The 25,086-nt window shown below is 46.6% G+C and carries 22 protein-coding genes and 1 pseudogene; 20 read left to right on the forward strand and 3 right to left on the reverse strand.

Annotated features, from left to right (window positions below):
- Nucleotides 1–240 precede the first annotated feature (240 nt).
- From M4D81_RS24160 to M4D81_RS24215, 12 genes and pseudogenes are all read left to right on the forward strand, one after another.
- Nucleotides 241–1,110, forward strand: a complete 870-nt coding sequence (locus tag M4D81_RS24160; RefSeq protein ID WP_071218473.1) for a hypothetical protein — start codon at nt 241–243, stop codon at nt 1,108–1,110.
- A gap of 88 nt (nt 1,111–1,198) precedes the next feature.
- Nucleotides 1,199–1,420 (forward strand): annotated as a pseudogene (locus M4D81_RS24165) (alpha/beta hydrolase); the annotation flags it as partial.
- Between the two features lie 30 nt (nt 1,421–1,450).
- Entirely contained in the window at nt 1,451–1,714 is a 264-nt protein-coding gene (locus tag M4D81_RS24170) for a heme-binding protein (RefSeq protein ID WP_397376774.1), read from the forward strand.
- Between the two features lie 206 nt (nt 1,715–1,920).
- Nucleotides 1,921–2,688: a DeoR/GlpR family DNA-binding transcription regulator gene (locus tag M4D81_RS24175; RefSeq protein ID WP_260068302.1), complete on the forward strand. Its 768-nt coding sequence runs from the start codon at nt 1,921–1,923 to the stop codon at nt 2,686–2,688.
- A 17-nt stretch (nt 2,689–2,705) separates the two neighbouring features.
- A complete protein-coding gene (gene nagA / locus M4D81_RS24180; RefSeq protein WP_260068303.1) occupies nt 2,706–3,857 on the forward strand; it encodes an N-acetylglucosamine-6-phosphate deacetylase in 1,152 nt (383 codons plus the stop codon).
- Nucleotides 3,858–4,004: 147 nt separating this feature from the next.
- A complete protein-coding gene (locus M4D81_RS24185) occupies nt 4,005–4,709 on the forward strand; it encodes a hypothetical protein (RefSeq protein ID WP_071218469.1) in 705 nt (234 codons plus the stop codon).
- An 11-nt stretch (nt 4,710–4,720) separates the two neighbouring features.
- Complete coding sequence (locus M4D81_RS34725) at nt 4,721–5,398, forward strand: CD3324 family protein (RefSeq protein ID WP_071218468.1); 678 nt, start codon at nt 4,721–4,723, stop codon at nt 5,396–5,398.
- A gap of 203 nt (nt 5,399–5,601) precedes the next feature.
- The gene (locus tag M4D81_RS24195) at nt 5,602–5,790 is read left to right on the forward strand and encodes a hypothetical protein (RefSeq protein ID WP_071218467.1); all 189 of its coding nucleotides are present in this window, start codon (nt 5,602–5,604) and stop codon (nt 5,788–5,790) included.
- 217 nt (nt 5,791–6,007) lie between these two features.
- Complete coding sequence (locus tag M4D81_RS24200; RefSeq protein ID WP_311200698.1) at nt 6,008–8,506, forward strand: GH39 family glycosyl hydrolase; 2,499 nt, start codon at nt 6,008–6,010, stop codon at nt 8,504–8,506.
- A gap of 206 nt (nt 8,507–8,712) precedes the next feature.
- A complete protein-coding gene (locus M4D81_RS24205; protein WP_260068304.1) occupies nt 8,713–9,954 on the forward strand; it encodes a PTS sugar transporter subunit IIC in 1,242 nt (413 codons plus the stop codon).
- 19 nt (nt 9,955–9,973) lie between these two features.
- Entirely contained in the window at nt 9,974–12,247 is a 2,274-nt protein-coding gene (locus M4D81_RS24210; RefSeq protein ID WP_260068305.1) for a beta-glucosidase family protein, read from the forward strand.
- Nucleotides 12,248–12,533: 286 nt separating this feature from the next.
- Entirely contained in the window at nt 12,534–13,940 is a 1,407-nt protein-coding gene (locus M4D81_RS24215; protein ID WP_260068306.1) for an outer membrane protein assembly factor BamB family protein, read from the forward strand.
- Between the two features lie 119 nt (nt 13,941–14,059).
- On the opposite strand, the gene M4D81_RS24220 is transcribed toward M4D81_RS24215, so the two are convergent.
- Nucleotides 14,060–14,239 carry an H-type small acid-soluble spore protein gene (locus M4D81_RS24220; RefSeq protein ID WP_071218462.1) on the reverse strand — a complete coding sequence of 60 codons (180 nt, stop codon included), beginning with the start codon at nt 14,237–14,239 and terminating at the stop codon, nt 14,060–14,062.
- An 11-nt stretch (nt 14,240–14,250) separates the two neighbouring features.
- Nucleotides 14,251–14,421 (reverse strand): hypothetical protein, encoded by a 171-nt coding sequence (locus M4D81_RS24225; RefSeq protein WP_201259344.1) that lies wholly within the window; start codon nt 14,419–14,421, stop codon nt 14,251–14,253.
- A gap of 147 nt (nt 14,422–14,568) precedes the next feature.
- On the opposite strand from M4D81_RS24225, the gene M4D81_RS24230 reads away from it, so the two are divergent.
- The 5 genes from M4D81_RS24230 (at nt 14,569) to M4D81_RS24250 (ending at nt 19,122) form a co-directional block, all read left to right on the forward strand.
- On the forward strand, nt 14,569–15,555 hold the full coding sequence (locus tag M4D81_RS24230; protein WP_260068307.1) for a phosphotransferase enzyme family protein: 987 nt from the start codon (nt 14,569–14,571) through the stop codon (nt 15,553–15,555).
- A gap of 35 nt (nt 15,556–15,590) precedes the next feature.
- The gene (locus M4D81_RS24235; RefSeq protein ID WP_260068308.1) at nt 15,591–16,232 is read left to right on the forward strand and encodes a hypothetical protein; all 642 of its coding nucleotides are present in this window, start codon (nt 15,591–15,593) and stop codon (nt 16,230–16,232) included.
- A gap of 125 nt (nt 16,233–16,357) precedes the next feature.
- Nucleotides 16,358–17,092 (forward strand): class I SAM-dependent methyltransferase, encoded by a 735-nt coding sequence (locus M4D81_RS24240; protein WP_260068309.1) that lies wholly within the window; start codon nt 16,358–16,360, stop codon nt 17,090–17,092.
- Between the two features lie 180 nt (nt 17,093–17,272).
- Nucleotides 17,273–17,818: an RNA polymerase sigma factor gene (locus M4D81_RS24245; protein WP_260068388.1), complete on the forward strand. Its 546-nt coding sequence runs from the start codon at nt 17,273–17,275 to the stop codon at nt 17,816–17,818.
- On the forward strand, nt 17,815–19,122 hold the full coding sequence (locus M4D81_RS24250; protein WP_260068310.1) for a hypothetical protein: 1,308 nt from the start codon (nt 17,815–17,817) through the stop codon (nt 19,120–19,122). The genes M4D81_RS24245 and M4D81_RS24250 overlap by 4 nt, the downstream gene beginning before the upstream one ends.
- Before the next feature lie 233 nt (nt 19,123–19,355).
- Here the strand turns inward: M4D81_RS24250 and M4D81_RS24255 are convergent, their stop codons facing one another.
- A complete protein-coding gene (locus M4D81_RS24255; protein ID WP_260068311.1) occupies nt 19,356–20,957 on the reverse strand; it encodes a sialidase family protein in 1,602 nt (533 codons plus the stop codon).
- 131 nt (nt 20,958–21,088) lie between these two features.
- Here M4D81_RS24255 and M4D81_RS24260 point away from each other — a divergent pair, with 131 nt between their 5' ends.
- The 3 genes from M4D81_RS24260 to M4D81_RS24270 all read left to right on the forward strand — a co-directional run bounded on the left by M4D81_RS24260 (nt 21,089) and on the right by M4D81_RS24270 (nt 24,996).
- Nucleotides 21,089–22,144, forward strand: coding sequence for a GntR family transcriptional regulator (locus tag M4D81_RS24260; RefSeq protein WP_260068312.1), 1,056 nt, complete (start codon nt 21,089–21,091; stop codon nt 22,142–22,144).
- 262 nt (nt 22,145–22,406) lie between these two features.
- The gene (locus tag M4D81_RS24265) at nt 22,407–23,483 is read left to right on the forward strand and encodes a GntR family transcriptional regulator (RefSeq protein WP_260068313.1); all 1,077 of its coding nucleotides are present in this window, start codon (nt 22,407–22,409) and stop codon (nt 23,481–23,483) included.
- 130 nt (nt 23,484–23,613) lie between these two features.
- On the forward strand, nt 23,614–24,996 hold the full coding sequence (locus tag M4D81_RS24270) for an ABC transporter substrate-binding protein (protein WP_260068314.1): 1,383 nt from the start codon (nt 23,614–23,616) through the stop codon (nt 24,994–24,996).
- Nucleotides 24,997–25,086 lie beyond the last annotated feature (90 nt).

A 25,086-nucleotide genomic window follows, 5' to 3' on the forward strand; every position in this document is an offset into this window, starting at 1 on the left:
AAAAGTCCCTCTTGCTGTGCCCACAAAAAGCTGATCGTTTGGGCTGTATTACATGACCAACCGAAGCACACCTTTCGGACGAGCTACGTTAAAACTTTATAGACGAAAAGCATCATTTTTCCGGGAAGTTTGATGAAATGGGTGTACGCTTCGAGTTGGATATAATACGATCAGACAAAGTGTTTTTAGCTCTTGAACACGAATGAACTCGAATCATACCGATAAATGGAGGGAAACAACGTGAAATTATTAAGGACTATGATGATTATAATGGGGAGCTTCTTCTTGCTCGGCATAGGATGTACGGATCAGAAACAGGGAGTGACAACAAAGCTTGGGCAATCCGAGCAAGTTGGCGACGATATACGCGTTCCGCACAATGAACGGCTTCATTTGTCCACCGACAAGAAATGGATCGAGCAAGAAGGACATCAGTCTGATCTGATTCGATTGCAGTGGACGGCGGAAAGGGCCAAGCCGGCGATCGTCTGGATGGACGAGAATGGAAAGGACAAGACGGCGATCATTTCCCATGATAAGGCAAACAATCCGGAGCAGCAGGATCATAAGCATATCTCGTTCGAGACGACCATGTCGCCGACAGGTCAATACCCCAACCAGCTGTTTACCCGGTTTGAAATTCCGTTCGACACCGATATAAGCGAGATCCGTACTCATTCATCCAATTTCAATGTAATGAGCGGTATTTTGCGGGTAGCCGGCGAAAGCGGGACGAACCGGGACATTCAGTTAAGTGCAGTCGGCAAGGATAATGAGACGACACCGAGGTGGGCCGTCCGGGCCGACAGTTTAGAGGAAGCGGGCGACAATACGGGAGCCAACCTGCAGTTCGTACGATATGGAGATGACGGCGAAGTGCTCGATTCCCCGCTCACCATGCGGCGCAGCGACGGTAATATCGGGATTGGCACGAGCGAACCCGACACCAAGCTCGATGTAAACGGGGATATGCTGCGTCTTCGCGAAAAGTATACACCTGCTTCTTCCACTGCTGCTTGCAACCAGGGACAGATCTCTTGGGACGACCAATATGTATATGTTTGCGTTGCCCAAAACAATTGGAAAAGGACCGAACTATCCTCCTGGTAGTTTCTACGCCGCCGATCTGTATCCAGATCAGCGGCTTTTTTTGTAGAAGCTTTGTTCGAATATCTCAAAAGGTTTTGCTGCAGGAAGTTTAGAACATCCGTTGCCAGCGCTTGTAACGAAACTTGAAATACCGTGCTACTTTATCATGGGCGATTATGACTATATGACGTCCTCTCATGCAGCAAAAGAATTTTTCGATAAGCTTGAAGCCGAACAGAAGGAGTTTATCGCGTTTGATCAATCTGCGCATTATCCGCAATTTGAAGAGAAGGAAAAGTTTTTTGAATGGGTGTCCGAGACATTTCTTTAGCCTGCATTCCGCAAGTACTGGTATTAGGCAATTCACCTATATAGGCAATGGCAATATGGGGCTACATTTGGCAGTAACACGACGAATCAGGGGAGAATCGTTATCCTTGGCGGAGGAATCCCTTTGGTTCATGAAGGAAGGGTTGTGGGTGGTATTGGCGTTAGTGGAGGAACAAGCGCACAAGATATTGATGTTGCCAATGCAGCAGTACAAGCGTTTGAAAGTATGAGATGTAATAATATCCAATATGCAAACGCAAGGATTGGCACGGTACAACAGTCGTTTACTTATTAAAGGCTCTCCTGCTTCGATGGTAAGGGCAGGCTGCTTCTATGCAAGAAGCGGCCTGCCTGTTTTCTATCAAATCGTGAATATAGGCTCACGATTTGATAGTCGGAATAGAAAGTTCAAAGGGGCTTACATATACTTATTGATTGCAATCATTTACTTATATATACTTATAAATAAGATGTAAATGCTTAAGCAAGGAGGGATTGGACGTGTTCCAAGAGGAACGATTAGTAAAAATTCTGGATTACTTAAAACAACATCAAACGATGAGTGTAGGAGAGATATGCTCGCTCTTTCAAGTGTCGCGGGATACCGCACGCAGGGACATTGTCAGATTAGTTCAAGAAGGAGTAGTTGTTCGAACGCACGGAGGGGTAGCTTTGCCTGAACTGCAAAAGGAACTGACTTCTTACCAGGAACGGCTTATTGATAAGCCGACGAGCAAGAACGTGATCGGCGAGCATAGCGCTAAACTGATTCGGGACCATGAAACGGTCTTCTTGGACGTATCTACGACCGTACAATTTGTTGCGGAACATATTCAAGCGAAACAGATAACAGCGGTTACGCATTCCATCGATAATGTAGGGATACTCTCCAAACGAGAAAATCTGAGCATCTACGTGCTCGGCGGTTATCTGCATACCCATAATCGATTATTATACGGTCCTTCCGTCATCGATAAAATCAGTGAAATCCGTGCCGACAAGGCGTTCATCGGCGCGACGGCAATCCAGCCAGACGGACTCTATTATCCATATGAAGAAGATGTGCGGGTGAAAAGGGAAATGGCTCGGCGCTCAGATCAGGTCATACTTGTTGCGGATCATACCAAATTCGCGGTGAAATCGAGGTTCAAGTTAGACTTTGATCATGTGGATATTATTGTAACCGATCAATCGGTTCCCGTTGACATCCAAGAAATATTAGATCAGAAAAATATTACGCTTATAGAATGTCAGACTCATAACCAATAGGAAGGAGCCTTGTAGTAATGAATAACAAAATCATTCGACATGTCAAAGTCCACCTACCTCATCAAATACTTCCTTCTGCAACGGTCTGGATTTCGAACGGAAAGCTGAAGAGAATAGAATCGACACAAGAACTTGATAAAATCGAAAGTGATGCTGAACTGATTGATGGGAACGGAATGTGGCTTATACCAGGAATGATCGATGTTCATATTCATGGGGCCAATGGCTATGACATGATGGATGGAACCGAGGACAGCATTCAAGAAGTATCACGCGCTTGCGCGGCAACCGGATGCACCTCGTTTCTGGCGACTTCTGTGAGTTCGACGATAGAGGACCTGCTGAACATGATTCGCAGTGTCAAATCTGTAATCGGACGAGAACAAGGGGCAAGGATCGCCGGCATTCATCTGGAAGGACCCTATTTAAACCCGAAGCGTAAAGGGATGCAAAATGAGAAATACCTTCGCCACCCGAATCTGGATGAAATGAAGTTCATTTTTCAGGAAGCGGGATCGCTCATTAAAATGGTAACGATCGCACCTGAATTGCCTGGAGGATTGGAGCTCATATCCTATCTGAAAGAGCAGGGTGTTGTGATTGCCGTGGCTCATTCCGATGCCACATACGAGGAAGCAAAGCTGGCTTTTGCAGCTGGCGCGAGTCATGTAACCCATTGTTTTAACGGCATGAGACCGATTCACCATCGAGATCCCGGACTGATTGTAGCCGCGTTCGAAGAACCGCATGTAAGCCTGCAAGCGATTGTTGATCAAGTCCATCTTCACCCAGCCATCGTCAGATTAATGCATCGTCTCAAAGGGCCCGAAGGCATGGTGCTTATTACGGATGCGCTACAGGCGATGGGATTAGGCGATGGTAATTATATATTTGGAGGTCATCACGTCACCGTATCCGAGGGGATTGCAAGGCTTGCGGATGGCACGTTAGCATCGAGTACCGTGACTATGAATGAAGCGTTACGTCTGACCGAAGCTAACGGAATTTCAATGGAGGATGCCGTACACATGGCTTCAACAACGCCGGCCCGTATTCTAGGTTTATCTCACAAAGGAAAAATCGAGGTAGGATACGATGCGGATCTCGTGCTGATGGATGAAAGGTATCAAGTGCAATGGACGATGATTGAGGGTAAACTTTATTGTTAGTATGGAAGTAATCACAAGAGGCGGGTGTAAAGTAGACTAAACCTATTCTTTACCTATATCCGATCCATGGCCAATGTTATCATTACCCCATATCAGGTGCGCAGCTGATGTGTGTATAACAATTGTTGGTGTAAAGGAGATACGAGCATGAGTAAAGACAGTATAATCAAGTCCCTGCTTTCGGATCAGGTTAGCATGACACCCAATGGATTTGTCGCAGATGAAATAAGCCCCGATCAATTTGCAGATTGTTATGAGTTGTTTTTTGACAAAGTCTTGGAAATTAGTGCATCGGACATAGCGGGAGTAGAAGGCTATGGTGAGTTCAACGAGGATTGTAAAACGGAGTATAGTACCTGCAGGCAATTTCTAATCGATACATTTGCAGAAGATAAAGAAGGATACTGGTTTAATTGGAAGGAACTCTATGATACAACCATTTTAGACCGAGACTTTGTCGAAAAATATTGGATGGAAATGGACGCCAGAATTGATTATTGTGAAGGAAAACGTTATTTGGTAAATAATAACACTTTTTTTGAAATCATGATCACAGATGGAAAAACGACGGTTGGTTTCCCAGATTGGAGCAGATCGGGAATATGCGATTTCCTTTTAGATTTTGCCATTATGGACTTGAATAAGCCTTACTTGCACATACCTGAATTGTTATTCGAGTATTGCAAAAAAAGGAACATTGTCATACCGGATTTTAAAGAAAGATTTTTATGCATGGCTTATTATAAGGGAATCGATGTTTTGCGGTGGCATGCATCGATCGATGATATAGAATCTTGCAATTCTATTATGAAATCTATCGGTCAACTGAAGGATCGAATATACGCCTTATAAAGGGTGATCCTATGAATTATGAAAATGCCAGCGATATCATACCTGAGAAGTTATTGAAAGAAATTCAGAAATACGCTGCAGGAAAACTTCTTTATATCCCTACTGGAGAGGAAAAAAGGGGCTGGGGCGAGAAGTCGGGTTACCGAAATCAATTACAGAGGCGTAATATTATGATTCGCAACAAGTATGCCAATGGGGTAACGGTTTCGGAACTTGCGGACGAGTACTTTTTATCTTTGGATTCCATAAAGAAAATCATTTATTCGAAGAAAGATGACCGACAATTCACTTATGCTCCAACTGTGCGATCCGCTGTACAGTATGCGAATATCGGAATGCTCGAAGAATGGATTTATTGTTATATGCTCCATACCCGAAATGCAGCTCCTGGTTTACATGATTTGATGAGTAAAGAGTGTTTGTATTTCGGTGTCGTTAAGTTTCCCTTGCGGCTCATCGAGCTTAATGGAATTATGCCTGGGAATGACTGTACCGATGAAGATCCACCGCTTCTTATTCAGTATAAAGAAGGCAAATTTTATTGCATTGAACAGAAGAACGTATTAGCTGCACTCAAACAACGCAAAGTAAATGCTTATCCAACCATAATTGTACTGAAAGAAACAGCGGATTATAAAAGGTTTATGAGATACTATGAAAACGTTCTGTTTTATATTAATCATGCATGACTTTGCTGGGCTAACAGCGAGTGGAGGAAGGATTCATACGAACAGCATCATACCACAGACAGTGGGGTGCCCCAGGTCAATGGACCTCTTGGGGCACCCTTTTTTGCATTGAAAAACTTCAACAGTTTTTTTGTGCGTATTGGAATAGGTGAAGCCGGATGAGAAGAAGTCACCATTGTGTTATCAGAAGAAGGGGCTGGAACATGAGGGGTTCGTCTCATTTAAGGAAGAGGCTGAAGAAGTATAAGTGGCTGCTAATGAAACTGCCGGGAGTCGTCTACTTGTTCATCTACAACTATGTCCCGATGTACGGCGTGATTCTAGCATTTAAAAACTATAATTATGTCGATGGCATAACTGGAGGAACACCTCCTGATAGCGATGCCGATTAGGTCTTTATCTAATCGGCATTGGTTTTTTTTACAATGCAACGAATCTAGTACCGGATAGCCTGTTTTCTAATGTATGTAAAAGTCGTAAACTATACATGCTATAATGATAAGCTTCTATAATTTGAGAACATACTTGTAATCTATGAGACACTCTATAAATGCATTCGATATGTTGAATCAGGATATATCGTTTGCAGTTCATTTGAAATGAGGGCAAATGATGCGTTACCTATATGAATTTATCGAGCACCAAGAGGATATGCCTTTTAAGCTGTTTGTCAACAGCGTGAAGCAGGTTCCATTTCACTGGCATAAAGAGGTGGAGATTGTCTACGTACTCCAAGGTTCGGTTATCATGCATCTAGATCAGAAGGAGTATACCCTGCATCAGGATGATGTCATTGTGGTGAACAGCATGTCGATCCATAAGTTTGAGCAGAATAACCACGACAATATATTATTAACGCTTCAGTTTGGCCCGGAATGGCTGCATAATAACGTTTTTATTTCTTGTAATTCAGCGACTGAGCCTGAGCCGGTCGGTTTCCGATTTGACACGATCAAGCAAGAGCTTGCCAAGATGGTATGGGAAATGAACAAGAAGTCTCCAGGCTATCGAAGCTTTACCGTGGGAAGGCTGCAAACGTTATGTGGTCATTTATTGCGATATTTTGCGGAAGGAATCAACCCGGAAGCTGAAGATGGCGGCAAGAGTTATGACTATAAAAGGTTGAATCGGGTTCTTACCTATATCGATCAAAATTACAAAGAGAAGATAACACTGCAGACGATGGCCGAACAGGAGCACTTAAGTTTGCATTATTTTTCTCACTTTTTCACCGATAAAATCGGTATTCCTTTCCAAAAGTATTTAACGCTGATCCGTTTGGAGAAAGCCCAGTCGGAGTTATCGGGAACTGAGAAGAGCATTACCGAAATTGCCATGGATTGCGGTTTTGCGAACGTGAAGTTATTCAATAAGTACTTTAAAGAAAAGTACGGCTGCACACCAGGATCGTATCGTGAAGCCGCTGCCTCGCTTCAGGATAAGCCTAATCGAAAACCGCTTACCTATGAGGAGTCCTCGAGTGGTGACTATTATGAATTAGATACGATCAATGCGATGGGGTCGTTATATCGATATCTGGAAGAGAAGTCGGTTCAGGAACAGGATAGGGCAAACCCTTTAACGGCGGTTGTTACGGATCATGTACAAATTCAGATTCAGCCGGGAATGTCGTCAGCAGGGTACAAAAAGCATTGGAACGTTACCACAACAGCGGGCAGGGCAATTGAAGGACTGCGCGATGACTGGCGTCGGCAGCTCGCCGAGCTTAAAGGTCGAATTCCTTTTGAATACATACGTTTCCATGGCATCTTTAATGATGAGATGATGGTATACAACGAAGAGGATGACGGGACTCCTGTCTATAACTGGGCCTATGTTGACAAGCTTTATGACTTTCTTATTGGGCTGGGCATCAGGCCGTTTGTGGAGCTTGGTTTCATGCCGACCCTGCTTAGCCGTTCCAACGAAACGGTATTCTGGTGGAAAGGGAATATCTCCCCTCCAGCTGATCAGGCAAAATGGGAGGCGCTTGTTCGTGCGTTCGTCCGGCATTGCTTAAATCGCTATGGTGCTCGGGAAGTAAAACAATGGTACTTTGAAGTCTGGAACGAACCGGATTTATCAGGCGTTTGCTGGGCAGGCAGCAAGGAGGAATACTTCTCTTTTTATGAATCTACCGTTCGAGTGATCAAGTCGGTCCTTCCCGAACTAAAAACAGGTGGCCCTGCTTTAGGTTATGGTTCGTTATGGAACGACAGCTGGGCCGAGGAATTTATGGCATATTGCAATAAACGTCAGGTGCCCCTAGACTTCTTTTCCTTTCATGTCTATTCGGAATATCCTCAGCTTAAGGCAGAGCAGAACATATTGACGAAGATGATGCCGCCGACCTTTTATAAAGAGAGCATCCATCGATTGCAGGAAAAAATGGCGCTTGCCTCTTTCCGTGAGATGGAGCTGCATATTACCGAATGGAACTTTTCGCTCTATGACCGGCATCTGCTGCACGATACCATGTTTATGGCCCCGTTTGTGATGTATCATGTGATGAATACACTGGGAGACGTAAAGGCCATGGCTTTCTGGTGTTTTACGGATGTGTTTGAGGAAAGTCTTGTTCCATCCTCTCCGTTTTACGGAGGTTTTGGTTTAATGAATCGGGATGGCCTTAAGAAGCCGAGTTATTACGCCTTTGAGCTTCTTCAGAAGCTGGGTGAAGAGATCACCGTTAAGGGTGATGGTTATGTGGCCACTCAGAATCAAGATGGGAGCATGCAGCTTCTGCTGTATCATTATGTCCATTTGGATCATATGTTTTCAAGCGGGGACTGGTCGGAGATGTCCAATCTTAACCGTTACGGCGTGTTCGAAGAGAAGGGCAGCAAGGTATTTCAAGTCAACATCCCTCATCTTTCAGGAGCCTATAAGTGCACAACTTATCAGATGGACCGGGAACATGGCTCCGTTTTTGACGAGTGGGTTCGCATGGGGGCACCCGAAATCTTGACGGAGGAGGAACTTGCGTATCTTCGCGGAAGAAGCGGCCCGGTCATCCGGACAGAGATATTAGAGAATCAGGGGTGGTATAAAGAGCTCATTCTTCCACCTCATGGTGTCCTATTGCTCACTTTAGAGAAACAGTTTTAAACACTAGAACCTTCAAGAACACCACCGCTCTATAAGAGAGGGGTGTTTTTTGCTGTCCATTCCAGGCAGCTTCGATTTGCTGGCTCCCAAGACGAGAAATGAACAAAAAACGACCATAGACGAGGCAATTTACAACGAGTAAGCGTTAACAATTGAATCTATACTATAGCTATGTCCACAACAGAAACACAGGAGGGAATACACAGATGAAGCGTTTCATGAAATGGATGACGGAATCCTTTGCGCCAAGATTGGATGCGATTACAAATAACATTTGGATAGCATCGATTCAAGAAGCCATTATGGTTGCCATCCCGATGATCTTTATTGGTTCCATCATTACTTTGATTTCAATTTTGCAAGACTTCATTCCTGGAATGCCGGATTTAACGCCAATTACAACATTCAGCTTCGGTCTTCTCGGTTTGTTTATTGCATTTCTAACGCCGTATACGGTCATGGAGAAAAAGGAGAGACACAAAATCAAGCTGCTGGCGGGAATGACCGGCATATCCTTATTCCTCATGCTGCTTAATCCCGTCGTAAACGAGGACGGAACCGTTCAGTTCGTACTTGAGCGTTTCGGTCCTGCGGGTATGGTTACGGCACTCATTGTAGGCGTTTTTATCGCCGTCATCATGAATGTCTGCGCGAAGTTCTCTTTCTTTAAAAAAGGGTCTTCCATGCCAGAGTTTATTATGGATTGGTTTGACTTCCTGGTACCGATTGCCGTGATTATGGGTTTAGGCTGGGTTCTTGTGTATCAGCTCCACTTTGATATTTTTGGGCTGATTGTGAGCGTGTTTGAGCCTATTAATGCTATGGGGCAAAGCTTGTTCGGGTTTGTTCTGTTCAACTTTATTGGAGTTGTGCTGTACTCCTTCGGAGTCAGCCCATGGGTTCTGATGCCCATCTGGTATGCCATATGGATTCCGGCGATTGAAGAAAATGCCGCATTGGTGGCGCAGGGACTGGATCCCGTCAATATAAATACCTTTGAAACATTCTTCTCCGGATGGCTTGGAATCGGAGGGATGGGTGCAACCTTACCGCTTGTCATCTGGTTCCTGTTTGCCAGATCCAAGAAACTGAAAACCATTGGTAAAGCAACTTTGATACCTTCTCTATTTAATATTAACGAGCCCGTTGTGTATGGAGCGCCGGTTGCTTTCAATCCGCTGTTGATGGTGCCTATGTGGATCAATGGTCTTATTACACCTATCATCGTCTACCTAGCTCTTGATATGGGGTTTGCACAAATTCCGAGTAAAATCTTCCAGCTCTGGTATACGCCGATCGGTGTATCGACTTACCTTATGTCCGGATTCAATGGACTTATTCTGCTTGCCGTTGTCCTGCTGATTGTGTTCGCCGTATGGTTTCCGTTTTTTAAACTGTACGATGCGCAGGAATTGAAGAAAGAGCGGGAGCTACAAGAAGAAGCTTGATATGAAAGGGTGGAAGCAAATGAATGCATCTATTAACGTATTGATAAAGGACATGACACTTACTGAAAAAGCATCCCTCTGTGCGGGGTTAAATATGTGGATGACCAAGGGGATCGAGAGACTCAACATTCCGCCGGTTCATATGTATGACGGAACGAATGGGATCCGCAAAACGAACAGTGACGATGAAATGGGGATTACGACAGAGAATGTTCCGGCAACTTGTTATCCCACGGGCGCGGCTATCGGTTCTTCGTGGAATACGGAACTGCTTCACGAAGTCGGGGAAGCACTTGGCAATGAATCCAAAGAGATGGGCGTAGAATTGCTGCTTGGACCAGGAATTAACATGAAACGGACTCCGCTTGGGGGAAGAAATTTCGAATATTACTCCGAAGATCCTTGCCTGACAGGGGAACTGGGCGCTGCTTTCATCAATGGCCTCCAGAGCAAAGGCGTCGGGGCTTCATTAAAACACTTTGCTTGCAACAACCAGGAATTCGAGAAAATGGTGACGAGTTCAGAAGTAGACGAACGGACGCTGCGCGAAATTTACTTAAGCGCCTTTGAACGAATTATTAAGAAATCGGATCCCTGGACCGTCATGTGTTCCTATAATTTGCTTAATGGCTCGTATACCAGCGAGAATGAACATTTGTTACATGACATCTTGAGGGAAGAATGGGGATACGAGGGGGTTGTCATCTCAGACTGGACGGCGGTGAATGACCGGGTTCGCGGACTGAAAGCAGGACTTGATCTCGAAATGCCGGGACCTGCCGGTTATAACACGAAAGCGATTATCAAAGCCGTTGAGAGCGGATTTCTTGCAGAAGAGCAGCTCAATAAAAGCGTTGCCCGTATTCTAAAACTCGTAGAACGTGTAACGGGTATGGAGGAAGCTGTTCCGGCATCCGATATGGAGTACCACAATCTTGCGAGAAAAGCTGCAGCAGAAAGCATTGTGCTTCTTAAGAATGAGAATGGCATCCTTCCGATCCAGGAGTCAACCCATTCCATTGCAGTTATCGGCCGTTTTGCCAAAAAACCTAGAATTCAAGGAGCCGGCAGCGCAAAAGTAACGCCTACACGCGTTGATATTCCATTTGAAGAAATGAAGGCGTTGGCTGGAGCTTCCGTTGAGTTGAGTTATGCTGAGGGTTACCCTGAAGATGACTCCGTCAATGAGGAAATGATCAAGGAAAGTGTCGCATTGGCAGCAAAATCTGATGTCGCAGTCATATTCGTTGGCCAGCCTGAATACGCAGAATCCGAGATGCGTGATTTGAAGGGCATTGATTTGCCGGAACAGCAGATTCTGCTTATTCAAGCGATTGCAGCCGTACAACCGAAGTGCATTGTGGTGACCAGCAGTGGAACAGCCTTGGCGATGCGTCCTTGGGTTCAGCATGTTCCCGCTGTCATTCACTCATGGCTTTCCGGACAAGGCATGGGTAAAGCGATTGCTGAAATCTTGTTTGGACAGGTGAGTCCCTCCGGTAAATTGTCCGAGACGTTTCCGGTTAAGCTTTCAGACAATCCTTCGCATATGAGGATCCGCGGTGAAAACGGCAAGCTGTATTATCGTGAAGGGCTGTTCATCGGCTATCGATACTACGATAGGAAAGAACTCGCTCCGCAGTTTCCGTTTGGCCATGGCTTATCCTACACTTCATTTGCCTATAAGGATATGAAGGCAGCTCAAACGGAGACAGGGATCACAGTCTCTTTCTGGCTGGAGAATATCGGAAACCGAACAGGGAAAGAGGTCGTTCAGCTTTACGTGCATGACGAAGAATGCACATGGACGCGTCCAGAGAAAGAATTGAAGGCATTTTCTAAAATCGAGTTGGCTCCTGGGGAGAAACAACAGATCGTCTTTGAACTTGAAGAGAGAGACTTTGCCTATTACAATACCAAATATAATCGCTGGGTAGCGGAGAGCGGTTATTTCCAAATTGCGCTTGGCAGCTCTTCTCGCGATATAAGAATTACCGAGCGATTGTATTGTGATTTTGGGAAGGAAGAAGTTTCATTTCATAAATTCAGCCTGATTAGCGATTGGATTAGCGATCCGATTGCGAAATCGGTACTGGAAGAATGCCTCGATGAGATGAATCAGCATGTCGTAGAGAAGATTTATCTCAATGATGAATTCGTCGGATTTTGGGAAGATGGTCCACTCATTAAAATATTGCAAATGTATGGCCAAACTTGGTTGGGTGACCGGTCACCTGATGAGATCATTGAAGAGCTTATAAGAAGAGTTTATGAGCGACGCGTTAACATGTAAGACAATATATTATTCTTTAGAAGAGCTTTGGATCTGTTCAGGATCCAAGCTCTTTTTAGCATCCAAAATGGCGCAGCCATCTTAAATAGGACTTGTATTACTGAATGTCTGAGAAATAGCTTTGATGGCAGCAGCTGTGGAGTACATGGTATTCATTCAGACAAACTCCTTGCGAAGCTCGTTTTAGATCATTAAAGATAATTTATAGTTTGCTTGGAACTTTATCCCTTCTTTGAGCGTTATATTGGTCGTAAGCAAGAAGCCATAACAAATGGGAGGGGAATTCATGCTTAACATCAAGAAGAAACAATCAAGCATAAGCCTCAAAGCTCGATTACGCCGGCGTCTCATTGCAAGCATCGCTGCAGGCATACTTACTGTCCAGGGCGTGCTTTTAGTACCACCTTCGCAAGTGAATGCAGAAGCAGCCGATATTTCGGTACGCAACTGGCATTATTCATCAACAATCGAGGTACCCGAACTGAAGCCTTCCTGGACGGTAAAGGTGGACAATTATCTGAATATGGGCGAGAACGATATTTCAGGTCACCAGGCAATTGCTGAAGAGGGCAAGGTATTTGCATTCGCGGGAAACAAACTCATCGCCATGGATGCGAGGACAGGCAAGCAGCTGTGGAGCTACGGTAAAGACCTGAAACCTTATATTGTTTATGATAAAGGCTTTATTTACGGCCTATCGGCAGGTCAGAAGCCATACGCGCTGAATGCGAAGACAGGAAAATTGAAATGGCAGTCGAACACATCCATCTTTATGGATGCGCACACGCGAACGGAGGCGCTGGTGCCGACTTATGATACGCTCTATGCAATCCAAGGGAGCGCAACTTTCGCTTTTGATAAGGCAACAGGAAAGCTTCGGTGGAAAATGAATGAGCCGTCAGGAGAAGGAAACGGCACGGATTACCTTCAGGAGGCGGATGGAGTCATCCTTCGGACGTTCTATGTACAAGGAGCACTAACATCCATTCAACTGAATGCTTATGACAAAAAGACGGGCAAGAAGTTATGGGACCATTTTGGTCAGGGAGAAGCGCTTCAAATCAAAGACAATCTCGTGTATTCGGTTGACTATTATTCTCCATTGCTGGCTGATTATCAGTCGCTTCCGGACCGCAAATGGATCGTAAACGTGTATAATCTTAAGACAGGCGTAAAGAGGAGCAGCCGAGAGTATAGCTGGAAGATGACGGGGGAGCCGCCATATGAGTACGGCGGAGGCGGTTTATTTATGAACCAAGGGAAGTTATACATGGATCAGGGCAATAAGGTGGCCGAATACAAATTTGACACCTATAAGAAAGGTGAAGTTCCTCTGCGAACTTTTCCTCGCCCTTATGGGGGCGACTGGGAGTTGATCGGACTGGTTCAGGAACGACTGATTCTCAATAACAGATCGACGGGTGAACTGGCCGGCACCAAACTTGCAAATGGTCAACGGATCGGATGGAACGGCGATGCACCTGCTGCGCAGAGTGATGTGTATGGAAAAGGTTTATACCGGGCACAGCGTAACGGCACATTACTCGGCATTAACTTGATGACGTCCCGGCCAGTCTTTAAAGTAACGACTGGAGCAGATCTACACGAGTCGACACTAAAGACGAACGGTATGATCATCATTCAAGCGGAGGGTAAGCTCCTCGGTGTAAAAGTACCGGCATCGTTGAAATAAAGGAATAGCTTGTGCTACTTGAATCATATTTCGTTTAAGAATAATAAAATCCCACCGACGAGTCTGGATGGGATTTTGTTATTTCGGGTTTGATTATATTAGGGTGAATGTCTTCTATCTTATGGATGCTCGGTGAGACTGGATAAAGGGACGGTCATTTCCTGCTCCGAGTTTCCGATCGGATAGACCCGGGCGGTTTCATCCTCATTGACATGCTGGATAAAGATAGGGGTATCCAGATAAGTTACATTTTTCATAATGGCCGATTCCGAAATTTCAATCGCTCTTTGTTTGTTCATGACATATCTCCTTATTTCGAAAGGTCTTTCAATAGATCAGCCGGACGTTGAGAGGCTTTTTTTACATCTTGATCCAGTTTCGATTGTCCTTGAATGTCTTCGGCAGCCTCCATTTGATTATTCAGCTGTTGTTCTACTTGTCCAATCCCGTGCGCTTCTTGATGCTGTTTGCTCTTCGCCAAAACGATCCCTCCATGTTGTGATAACTTTGTAATCTCTGCATTACTACAATGCACCAAACGAATCGAACTTATACGGCTGTTTGCGTGCGTTCGCGAAGGGTATCTTCCGAAATCATAAGGATCTTAATAAGAATGGAGGCATTATGAATGGCAAGCTCGAAGATATTGCTTCAAGCCGCGGAATCTTTTGAATTTAATATAAGGACGTTAATCTTCCTGAGTAACTCGACCAATGAAGTATATCGTTTTACTAAGGGTGATCAATCCTATATCTTGCGGTTAACTCAGAAATCACACGAGTATGTACCGAAGATCAGGGCGGAGATGGATTGGCTTTATTACTTAGTGAAGAACGGAGTATGTGCTTCATTACCCATTCATACATGTAATCATGAATTAATGGCCGTGTTCTGTGATGAAGATAAGTGGTATATCGCAACTGCTTTTCACGAGGCAGCAGGTCGATTTTTTGATAAACACAATGAGCAGTTATGGGGCCCGAAGATATTCAGGAATTGGGGAGAAACCATGGGAAGGATGCATAGGCTGTCGACATCATATGAACCATCGGACATCCTTGTGAATAGAGATAGTTGGAGCAGAAGAAATATGGATAATCCTCATCTGCAGCGAGGCCGTTTCTATGTGCTTCTTGAAAAATTGATCTCCATGGAAAGTGCGATTGATTCACTGCCTAGGGGGAGCGATTCGTTTGGTCTGATACATAATGACTTTCATCCGTATAATTTTTTTATCAACAACAGTGAAATAACGGTCTTTGACTTTGACGATAGTATCTATGGCTGGTTTTCGTTAGACATTGCAATAGCAGCCACACATGCCGTTTGGTGGGGAGTGCATGCAGAAGATCGTTTCACCAAAAGCAGGTTTGCCCAACAGTTCTTGCATGAATTCCTCATGGGTTACGAGAAGGAACACCAGCTCTCTGAATTCTGGAAACAAACAATCCCCTTGTTTATGGAGTATAGAAATATTTGTTCTTACTTCTGGTGGTTAAGTGAATGGAATGGTGATGAGAGCAGCTTTACAGAGGACCAACGGAATGCAATAGACCACGCTGTTAAGCTGATTGAAAGAGGTTTGCCTTTTGATGGCTGCGATATTCAAGTGTAGCACCGTCGATAGCATAGATTAAAGGAGGTAGTGCATTGAGATTTAAAGCGTGTATTTTGATTGTCTTCATGATTCTAACGGGGTGCTTTGCAGGAACCAAAGAGCAGATCTCACCTGAGAACAATTCGGCAGCTGCCGAGATCCAATTGACACCCGTGGATTTGTTCCAAGGGGACGCAGCAAAGTTTAAGTTATTCCTCGGTCCGATGACGGGTGCATTTACATTAAAGTATGAGGGAAATAAACCTGATGTCAGCTTGGATATTGATATTTGGAAGAACGGGCAGAAGGTAGATTCGGCAGGGTCGATCGGAGATTTGTTTTACAGTTCGGACGAGCAAAAGGACAGCAACGAAGTAGAACTAATCATATCCGTGGACACGGAATCCATAGAAGGTCTCGAGGAGTTCAGAAAGATTAAAGTCAACACCAATTCCCATTCGGGATCAAGCCTGTCTACCTTTACCATTCCTTGGGACACAACGTTGACGGCACAAGGATTGATTCAGGATACGCACCCACGTTCGTTTACGATAGATCAGCCGGTACATGTATTTGGCATGCATGCTACAAGTTCCAATGAAATACATACAGCGGATCTGACAACGGATTCGTTAAGAAATACGGAGTGGGCACTTGTGTTCACCTTGCGTCTTGATGAAGAGCACCAGGAATAAATCCTTTGCGTTAGAGTGCTCGATCCATGATCACGTTTAAAGCAGAAACAAGTCTGGCGTTGAGGAATGAAAATAGGACAAATATAATGGGGTGGAATCATAAAAAACGTGAAGGGGAGATTGCAGTGAAGCAAAACAAGTATGATGATCCGGGATTTTTCGAGAATTACAATCAACTCCCCCGTTCCATCAAAGGATTAGAAGGTGCAGGAGAATGGGGTGCCTTTCGATCGATGTTTCCGGATCTTAGTGATAAAAAGGTGCTTGATCTCGGCTGCGGATTCGGGTGGCACTGCAGGTACGTAAGAGAACAGCATGCGAGCACTGTGGTCGGGGTGGATATCTCAAGGAACATGCTGGAGAGGGCAAGATTGATGACCGATGACACGAATATAGAATATGTGCAGTCCGCAATAGAGGACTATGACTACCCTGCTAACGAGTTTGATGTCGTGATTAGCTCGCTTGCACTTCATTACATTCGTGATTTCGAGGATATCTGTAAAAAGGTATATCAGAGTCTAACGGTTGGAGGTTCGTTTGTCTTTTCAGTTGAGCATCCCGTATTTACTTCTGTGGCCGAACAAGATTGGTATTATAGTCCGGACGGGAAGAAGCTGCATTGGCCTTTGGATCACTATCATGAGGAAGGAGCACGCCAATCTAGATTTCTTGATAGTAATGTCACCAAGTACCATCGGAATATAGCCACACAGATAAATGCGTTAGTGAAAACCGGATTCCAGTTTAGGGAAATGTCTGAACTTAAACCAGAACGCGAGCAGATTGAGGATCCGGAATGGCATGACGCTTACCGACGCCCCATTTTCTTATTGATCGCCGCAGATAAGCAGGTCTGACGAGCTTGAGCAAAATAAACAGAGGGACACCTAAACAGGTGTCTTTTTTAGTTCACGAGGTGAATCGGTTAAGGTGACAGTCATTCATTATGAAACGCCGGATAATATTCATTTGAATTCGGGAACTTTCATCGACCTTAAGGAGTCTGTTTTGGTAAGGGGGCGAACAGCTTGAGGGAGATGCAGATGCAGCATTCTGCGGAACTGAATATATCGGACATAAGGATGCTGATGGAATTCTACGGTGAGGATGTCTGGAATTATGCTTACGTGATCACCAGAAATACATATACAGCAGACGATGTCGCGCAGGATGTGTTTATTAAAGCTTATCAAAAGGTTGCCTTCTTTCGCGGGGAGGCTTCCGTCAAAACCTGGCTGCTTAAAATTACTCGAAACACAGCGCTCTCCTATCTGAAACGAGCGTTTTTGCGCAAAGTGGTGCTGATCGGCGATTGTTCGCCGGGTGATGGACTGAACGGGACGACGTCTTCGCCATCTGCCGAGTCGGAGTATTTGAAACAGGAGGAGGCGGATGAGCTGTGGCAGGAGGTTCTAAAGCTGCCCGGTAAATTTCGAGACCCCCTCGTATTGAGTGTGCATCATCAACTTTCCATTGAGGAAATATCCGGCATTACTGGTCTTTCGCCAGGGACGGTAAAGTCTAGAATTTACAGAGCCAAACAGAAGGTTGCCGCCAGATTCGGAAGGAGCGAACGACGATGAATGAATGGAAGCCGGATTGGAACCGGAGACTGGCTAGGCCCCCTTTTAAAGATCGGCGCTTTGGGGCTGACATGATGGAGGCCGTGGATAAACGGCTTAAGGTTGTTGAAAAAAAACGATCCTGCTTTGGATGGAGCCGAGCCGCTGTGGTTATCGTTCCAGCTTTGCTGCTTGTTCTCGGCGTTGGGATCTGGTTCGGAAACCAGGCCCCATCTATTCCCCATCCGGTAGCTCCAAGCCCAGGTAATCCAGTTATACAGGGGGGAGGAACGTTTGAATCGAGCTTCTTACTTGGGGCTGGAGGCGACTTCGATTGGTGGAACCTTGCGAAAAATGAGGTCAAACAGGCTAACGACCGTACGATTGTGACACTGGCCGCAGCACTCTTGCAGCGAGAGCTGGGCATCTGGGGCGGACCATCACCTGACATATGGGAGCATTCCGAGGTGAAATGGCCGCTTGACCGCTATGATGTGTCCAGCCCTTGGGTGTATGAAGTGCACGTAAAGGAGATAAACGCAGAAGCAGCTCAAACCGTATATCAACTTCGTCTGCTGCTGCGGGATTCGATTCCGATGACGTATGAGGAAACGATAGACGTTACCATCCGTAACGATTCACATAGAATCTCGCTTATTGAGCAAATAGACATAGACGAAACGGGAGCACCTATGAATGAAATCAAGGCTGGAGACGAACAGGGGAATACCGTGATATTAAAGGAGGACGCGGAGATTGGCCTGAAGATAACCGGAACTCTGATCCAAAAAGAAGGGATGATCCGCTCCATCCACGTTCAGTATGGCGACATGGATCACACCTTTCATGATTGGAGGAATGTGAGCAACGAATCCTACTATCCGGACGTTGCGTTGCTGCCTGCAAAGAACAACAAGGAGGAAGTCCTTGCAATCATTTTGACAACCGGCTACGGTACCAGCATTAGAGAATCGGAGTTGAAACTTCTTACAGAAAATTTTAGTCAAGTGAAGTCAGTCGATCCGGTGCTTGCGGTAAAATCCAGACTTAGCTATAGTGCGACGGCAGAAGCGGGAAAACGGATCTTTCAATTCACGCTGGACGGGGTAACTCGCACATTTGAATATATGGAGGAAGACGCGGGATTTTGGCTGGATCAGCCCGCGCTTGGCAACATGGTTAGGTATTACGTTGAGGGAGGCATCTTATATGCATCGGTGCCGATACAGGTTTCGCCTGGTGAATTCCCGGTCGCGGTCCGGCTGCGGTACGAATACGACGGTACAGCATTTCTTGTGTCGGAAGCCATGTATGGAGAGATGTAAGCCAGCGAGATCAAGGGATGATCATTCATACAACGAATATTGACATAGGGCATGAAGGAGATTTATTTGCTGACTATAATGAGCAGGGGCCGTCCACTGTCATCTATGATGACTTATGGACGGCCCTGGTATTAAAGCAATTTCACCAACTTTAATGCATCCTTAACTGCTTCCATCGTTGAATGGATTCATTTCATTTAGACGATTGATTTTAGCCGGAGGTTATATTCCTATTAGTTTCGGAAGAACTCGACCTGATCGATATCCGCCCATTGGGAAGAGGACGAATTGGATACGTAAAATCCGATCGTTGCCTTTCCGCTCGTCACTTGAATATTGGATATCGTGACAGGGGTCCACGCCGTCGTCACCGGACACCCGGTTTGAAGCATGTTTACTCCATACTCCTTCACTTCCATGACACAGCTGTTCTGGCCCCCGCTGCTGCGCATGCGTGCTCGCATCGTATACGTGCCGTTATCAAGACCGCTAATCGTCTGTCCGACATATGCGGTCGAAGGTCCGCTTGTGCCCGCGAGACCGACAAAGTATGAGCCTTCGGCAGCGGGAAGTCCAACGCCGTCATTGGCTCCGTGAATAAGAATCCGATTCGGGTAATCATCGCCGTACGTAGTCCAGCCCGCTACATTGGCTGTTTCAAAGCCGGGATTGTTAACCAGATTGGTTTGCGTCGGTGTCACGGTATGCCCGAAGCGCAGATAGATGCCGTTTGACGGATAAGTTGCGCTGGTGACGGCTGCAACACGAGTGGAATCAACGGCCATTAGCGCATTCCAGTTGGAGGATTTCGTATCGGATACCGGAAACACGTTGGTTTTGTACTGCCATGACGCGCCGTTATCGGAGCTGATCATCGTAAACATCGATGAGAAAGGATCCCCCGTGTTGGCGCTGCTTTCATCTGTTTGGAATGCAGCCATAAGACGACCGTCGGCGAGCTTAACGACGAACGGAGCGCCCGCTTTTTTGCCATTGCCGCTGGGCACGTACATCGTTTGACGGGGAACCGACCAATTGAAGCCGTCCGGCGAAATTTTATATTTGATGACAAAAGGGTGGCCGGCAACGTCCGAGGCTTCGAATACAGTTATATACCGCCCGTCGTTCATTCGCGTGATGACCGGCATGCCGTCGCGGGAGCCGGCGGCAACTCCGTCACTGACCGTGATCCGGCTGCCCCAGCCGCTTCCGTTCCAAGTCTTCATATACAAATTTTGCAGGCCGGTCGTTCCGACCGCTGCCGGACTGTCGTCCGCATAAAGCACGGCAATCGTGCCGTTGATCATGTCCAGATGCGGCTCCCACAAACCTTTAAAGCTGGAGGCGGTTGAACTTCCGATCAATCCGCCCGGTAAATCGCTCCAAGTGTGACCACCGTCCAGACTTCGCCGAACATTAAGCTGGATCTCATAGGTCGAGCCATTCTGAACGACCTGCCGATAGGTTAACCAGATTTCCCCGCTCGGCAGCCTTAACATTTGACCGTTCCCCACATTGCCCGCGGTGCTTGAGACAGCTGTGACCGGAGTGCTCCATGTATAGCCGCCGTCCTGCGTTCTGGAGACCACAATGCGCGTGTTGCCACCGCCAGCGTTGGTGTCGAAGGATACGAGCCACTCGCTTGGCGTAAGCTTGAGCAGCCTTGGATACCACACACCTCCCGATGGCGGCGTATAGATGGCAATCTGCTGCGAAGCCCATGCCATGCCTGATGAAGCGGCATGAACCGGCGACAATGGAATTGCCGTTAGAGCAAGTGCAAGCATAACAATGAACGAAAGTGGTTTCTTCCAGAAGCCTGTGTTCCGTTTCATATGCAATTAACCTCCCAACCCAAATTAGAAAGCGTTTTCTAAAATGGATTGTATCGTAATTAATATCATTTAAGATATACTAAATATATATTATTTTTCAGTTGGGACTGACGTAAAAAGAGAGGTCAGACATGGAGCAACCGTTATATAAACGTATTCAGAACGATATACGCCAGCGCATTCAGAGCGGCGAGCTGCAAGCAGGAGCCTTGATACCTTCGGAGAAGGACTTGGCCCAGCGGTACGGTGTAAGCCAGATTACATCCAAAAACGCGCTCAACGGTTTGGTGGAGGAAGGCTTGTTAGTGCGATATCGGGGAAAGGGCACCTTCGTTCGGGAGCTGGTCATTCCGGAAGAGCCGCATCTTCAGTCGGGTACGAAAAAGACGATCGCGATTATTTTGCCGACGATGAAAACCAAGATCGACCAGCAGCTGCTGGACGGTCTGGAACGCTATTGTGCGGATAGGGGATACGATCTGTTGATCCGCATTACACGCGAGTCGCAAGAGGAAGAATACCGAGCGATCAAGCAGTTCCAGGAACGAGGAGTCGACGGGTTCATCATTTTCCCTGTCGAGCAGGAAAGCTACAATAACGCTATTCTGCGCTTGTCGCTCGACCGGGTTCCCTTGGTGCTTGTTGACCGTTTCTTGAAAGAGATCAAGGCGTACAGCGTCAGCTCGGACAATTATGCAGGCGTTCGGGAAGCTATATCCAGTCTGCTTGCTGCTGGGCACATGCGCATTGCCTTCCTGTCACCGGAAATTACAAATTCGGTTACGGACGCAAGAGCGAAAGGCTTCGAGGCCGCTTTCATGGAACAAGGCTTGCCTATAGATAAGACACTGTGGTGCATGCTGGATTTGGAGACCATAGCAGAGGGGAACGGACAACGGGAGGTCGTTCGTTTCCTGAGCGAACAGCGCGATATCACTGCCGTCTTTGCCGTTAACGCGGAATTGGCCCGCTATGCCCATTATGCCATTCGGGAGATTTGGAAGGGGGCGGGGAACGAACCTCAGCTGGCCGCGTTTGACGATCCGGATCTCGATGGCATTCCTTTCATCCGTCAGCAATTGGATGAAGTAAGTCGGCGTGTCGTCGATTTGCTGTCGGAACAAATGTCCGGTACGCACGAGCCAAGGCGTGAAGTCGTACCAGTCCAGTGGATATGGCCGGAATGATCTCAATTACAATTTAAGAATCAATGAAGTAGCCCGCCAAGAAACGGTCTGAACTAAGTTCAGACCGTTTTTTTTGTAGACATCAGAAAGTATAAACTTCGAAGCATGAACATTCCTGATATCGCAAGAAAAAACATCCTATAAAGGCAGTCATTCTCCTTTACGAATCCTCTGATTGATGTTTTAGTCATTTACAAAAGCGAAGTTATATTATAATAATATACTAAATATACTATTTAAATTATAAAGGTTGTGATGGGCATTGAAATCTCTGCCGCTATACAAAAAAATTCAGGAAGATATCAAGCGGCTGATCGCCATCGGCAAGCTGCGGGAAGGCGACCGGGTCCCTTCGGAGAAGGAACTGTCCGAACGTTACCGCGTCAGTCAGATTACAAGCAAAAATGCGCTGGTTGGACTGATGGAGGAAGGCTTGCTCGTCCGGATTCAAGGCAAGGGCACCTTTGTCATGAGCAAGCCGGAGCACGCCACGGCGATTGATCAGTTGGGTGAATGGACGGCAGGTCCGGGCAAAAGCGGGCGGATCGGGTTAGTGCTGCCGACGATGAAAACGAAAGTGGACCAGCGTTTTTTGGATAACATCGAGAAATATGCGTCTGCCGCAGGCTATGAAGTGATGCTGAGAATTACGCGCGAATCCCAGCTAGAGGAATCCAAGGTCATCTCGTCCTTTCTCAAGCAAGGGGTGGACGGCATGATCATTTTTCCGGTTGAAAACGAGACCTACAACGATTCGATTCTGAGGCTCTCGCTGGACCGTTTCCCCTTCGTTCTGATCGACCGGTTCTTGAAGGAGATCAAGACATACAGTGTAAGCTCGGATAACGTAAACGGCACAAGGGAAGCCGTTGAGTATTTGCTTAACAAAGGCCATTCGTCTATCGCGTTCATCTCTCCCGAAATTACGAATACGGTGACGGACGAGAGGGCCCAAGGGTTTGAGCAGGCATTTCTGGAGCATGGATTGTCGATCGACAAAAGCTTATGGTGTCTCCTCCCGCTGGATGAGATCGCATCGGGTCAATCCGTCGAACACATCAGGACGTTTATAGATGACAATCCCCATATTACCGGCATTATTACGGCCAATACGGAGCTGTGCAGAAATGCCTATAAAGCGGCAGTTGCATCGCGTAGGAAGGTGCCGGACGAACTGGAGCTGATCACGTTCGATCCGCCGGATCTGCCGAATGTGCCGTACATCCGCCAAAACGAGGAGGAGATGTGCCGGTTAACCGTAGAGCTGCTAACTGAGCAGATCGAAGGGGCTTTTGAGGCGAGAAGAATCGTGGTGCCGGTCATGCTGGTGAAAGATTAAGGTGAAAGATCGAAAAACGGAGGATAGCCCTAATTTTATACTAAATATAGTATATAAAATTATATTATTATAAGTTACTATGATTTCGTAAAGCGCTTACACCACATCTTTTAAAGAAGAGGGGAATCGCATGAAATCGAAGAACAAATTCGCAGGCATGATCATGCTGCTGCTGATGTTCGCGTTAACCGCTTGCAGCGGCGGCAATGGACCAAATGACGGGGCTGCACCAACCACCTCGGACACTTCATCACCAGGCAATGAAGCTTCCGCCGGGAAGGACCCTAAAGAACCTGTAACGATTGAGTTTATGGGCCACGGCAATCCGAACGAAAAAAAGATTTTCGAAAAGCTGATCGCTTCCTTCGAGGAGAAGAACCCGCACGTCACAGTTAAATACACTTCGGTACCGCCAGGCGAATACTCGCAGAAGATGACGACGCTGATCAGCTCCGGCAAGGTTCCAGACGTATTCTACGTCGGAGGCCCCGAGTTTTACCGCTTCGCGGAGGCCGGAACGCTTCTCAACATTCAGTCCTATCTGGATAAGACCTCATTGTTTAATCCCGATAACGTATGGAAGCAGGCGATGGACCGCTACCGCTTTGACGGCAGCAAGGTTGGCGCCGGAGATGTGTACGGACTGCCGAAGGACGTAGGACCATGGTCATTTGTCTATAACAAGGATTTGTTTGACGAAGCGGGGGTGCCTTACCCTTCCGCAACGGCAGGGGAATGGACCTGGGACGACATGCTGGAAGCAGCCCAACAGCTGACGGTCGACGATAACGGCGACGGAAAGCCCGATCAATATGGTGTAGGCGCTTACAGCCTGGAATCGGCGGTGTGGGGCAACGGCGGTGAATATATCGATTACGCCACCGGCACGGTAAAGGTGAACGAGCCCGAATTTTATGAGGCGATGCAATTTGTTGCTGACCTGAACCTGAAGCATAAGGTCAGCCCGAATCAGGAAGCCGAGCAAGCGATGAATGCATATACCCGCTTTATTAACGGCCAGCTGGCGATGTTTGCGATGGGCCCTTGGGATCAGCCTGCATTCTGGGAGCTGCCTTTCGGTTGGGACATTGCGGCGTGGCCGGCAAGCCCGAATACGGGAGAAACGGCGACCTGGCTCGGCTCGATGGGATTTGCCGTTTCGGCGAAATCCAAACACCCGCAGGAAGCGTTCGACTTGGCGGCCTTCCTGTCCCTGGATGAGCAAGGGCAGCGCGAAAACTACCAGCTCGGTCAAGCGGTTCCTAATCTGATCGACATGGCGGAAGGCGAATTTAAGGAAATGGACAAAGGACCTCAGACACGTCAAGTATTCCTCGATATTATCCAAGATTACGGACGACCGGACGTGGTAGCTTTCTCTAAGGATACGCAATGGATGGATATGTTCAACCAGAATGCGAGCAAAGTATGGAACGGTGAGATGTCGGCGAAAGACTTTACGGCCCAGATCCAGCCGAAGATGCAGGAGCTGTACGACAAAGGCAATAAATAATGCCGCAAGGGCAGGTGGCGTCAATTATTCATATCGGCGCCCCCCGCCGTACGGACATCCTGTCATGTCATAACGAAATACAGGCGAAGG

The organism is Paenibacillus sp. p3-SID867 (genome assembly GCF_025142895.1).
GTDB lineage: Bacteria > Bacillota > Bacilli > Paenibacillales > Paenibacillaceae > Paenibacillus_AQ.

Coding starts and splice junctions, on each gene's coding strand:
- nagA (WP_260068303.1), top strand. CDS start 2,706: ATGAATAACAAAATCATTCGACATGTCAAAGTCCACCTACCTCATCAA.
- M4D81_RS24185 (WP_071218469.1), top strand. CDS start 4,005: ATGAGTAAAGACAGTATAATCAAGTCCCTGCTTTCGGATCAGGTTAGC.
- M4D81_RS34725 (WP_071218468.1), top strand. CDS start 4,721: ATGAATTATGAAAATGCCAGCGATATCATACCTGAGAAGTTATTGAAA.
- M4D81_RS24195 (WP_071218467.1), top strand. CDS start 5,602: ATGAGGGGTTCGTCTCATTTAAGGAAGAGGCTGAAGAAGTATAAGTGG.
- M4D81_RS24200 (WP_311200698.1), top strand. CDS start 6,008: ATGATGCGTTACCTATATGAATTTATCGAGCACCAAGAGGATATGCCT.
- M4D81_RS24205 (WP_260068304.1), top strand. CDS start 8,713: ATGAAGCGTTTCATGAAATGGATGACGGAATCCTTTGCGCCAAGATTG.
- M4D81_RS24210 (WP_260068305.1), top strand. CDS start 9,974: ATGAATGCATCTATTAACGTATTGATAAAGGACATGACACTTACTGAA.
- M4D81_RS24215 (WP_260068306.1), top strand. CDS start 12,534: ATGCTTAACATCAAGAAGAAACAATCAAGCATAAGCCTCAAAGCTCGA.
- M4D81_RS24220 (WP_071218462.1), bottom strand. CDS start 14,239: ATGAACAAACAAAGAGCGATTGAAATTTCGGAATCGGCCATTATGAAA.
- M4D81_RS24230 (WP_260068307.1), top strand. CDS start 14,569: ATGGCAAGCTCGAAGATATTGCTTCAAGCCGCGGAATCTTTTGAATTT.
- M4D81_RS24245 (WP_260068388.1), top strand. CDS start 17,273: ATGCAGATGCAGCATTCTGCGGAACTGAATATATCGGACATAAGGATG.
- M4D81_RS24250 (WP_260068310.1), top strand. CDS start 17,815: ATGAATGAATGGAAGCCGGATTGGAACCGGAGACTGGCTAGGCCCCCT.
- M4D81_RS24255 (WP_260068311.1), bottom strand. CDS start 20,957: ATGAAACGGAACACAGGCTTCTGGAAGAAACCACTTTCGTTCATTGTT.
- M4D81_RS24260 (WP_260068312.1), top strand. CDS start 21,089: ATGGAGCAACCGTTATATAAACGTATTCAGAACGATATACGCCAGCGC.
- M4D81_RS24270 (WP_260068314.1), top strand. CDS start 23,614: ATGAAATCGAAGAACAAATTCGCAGGCATGATCATGCTGCTGCTGATG.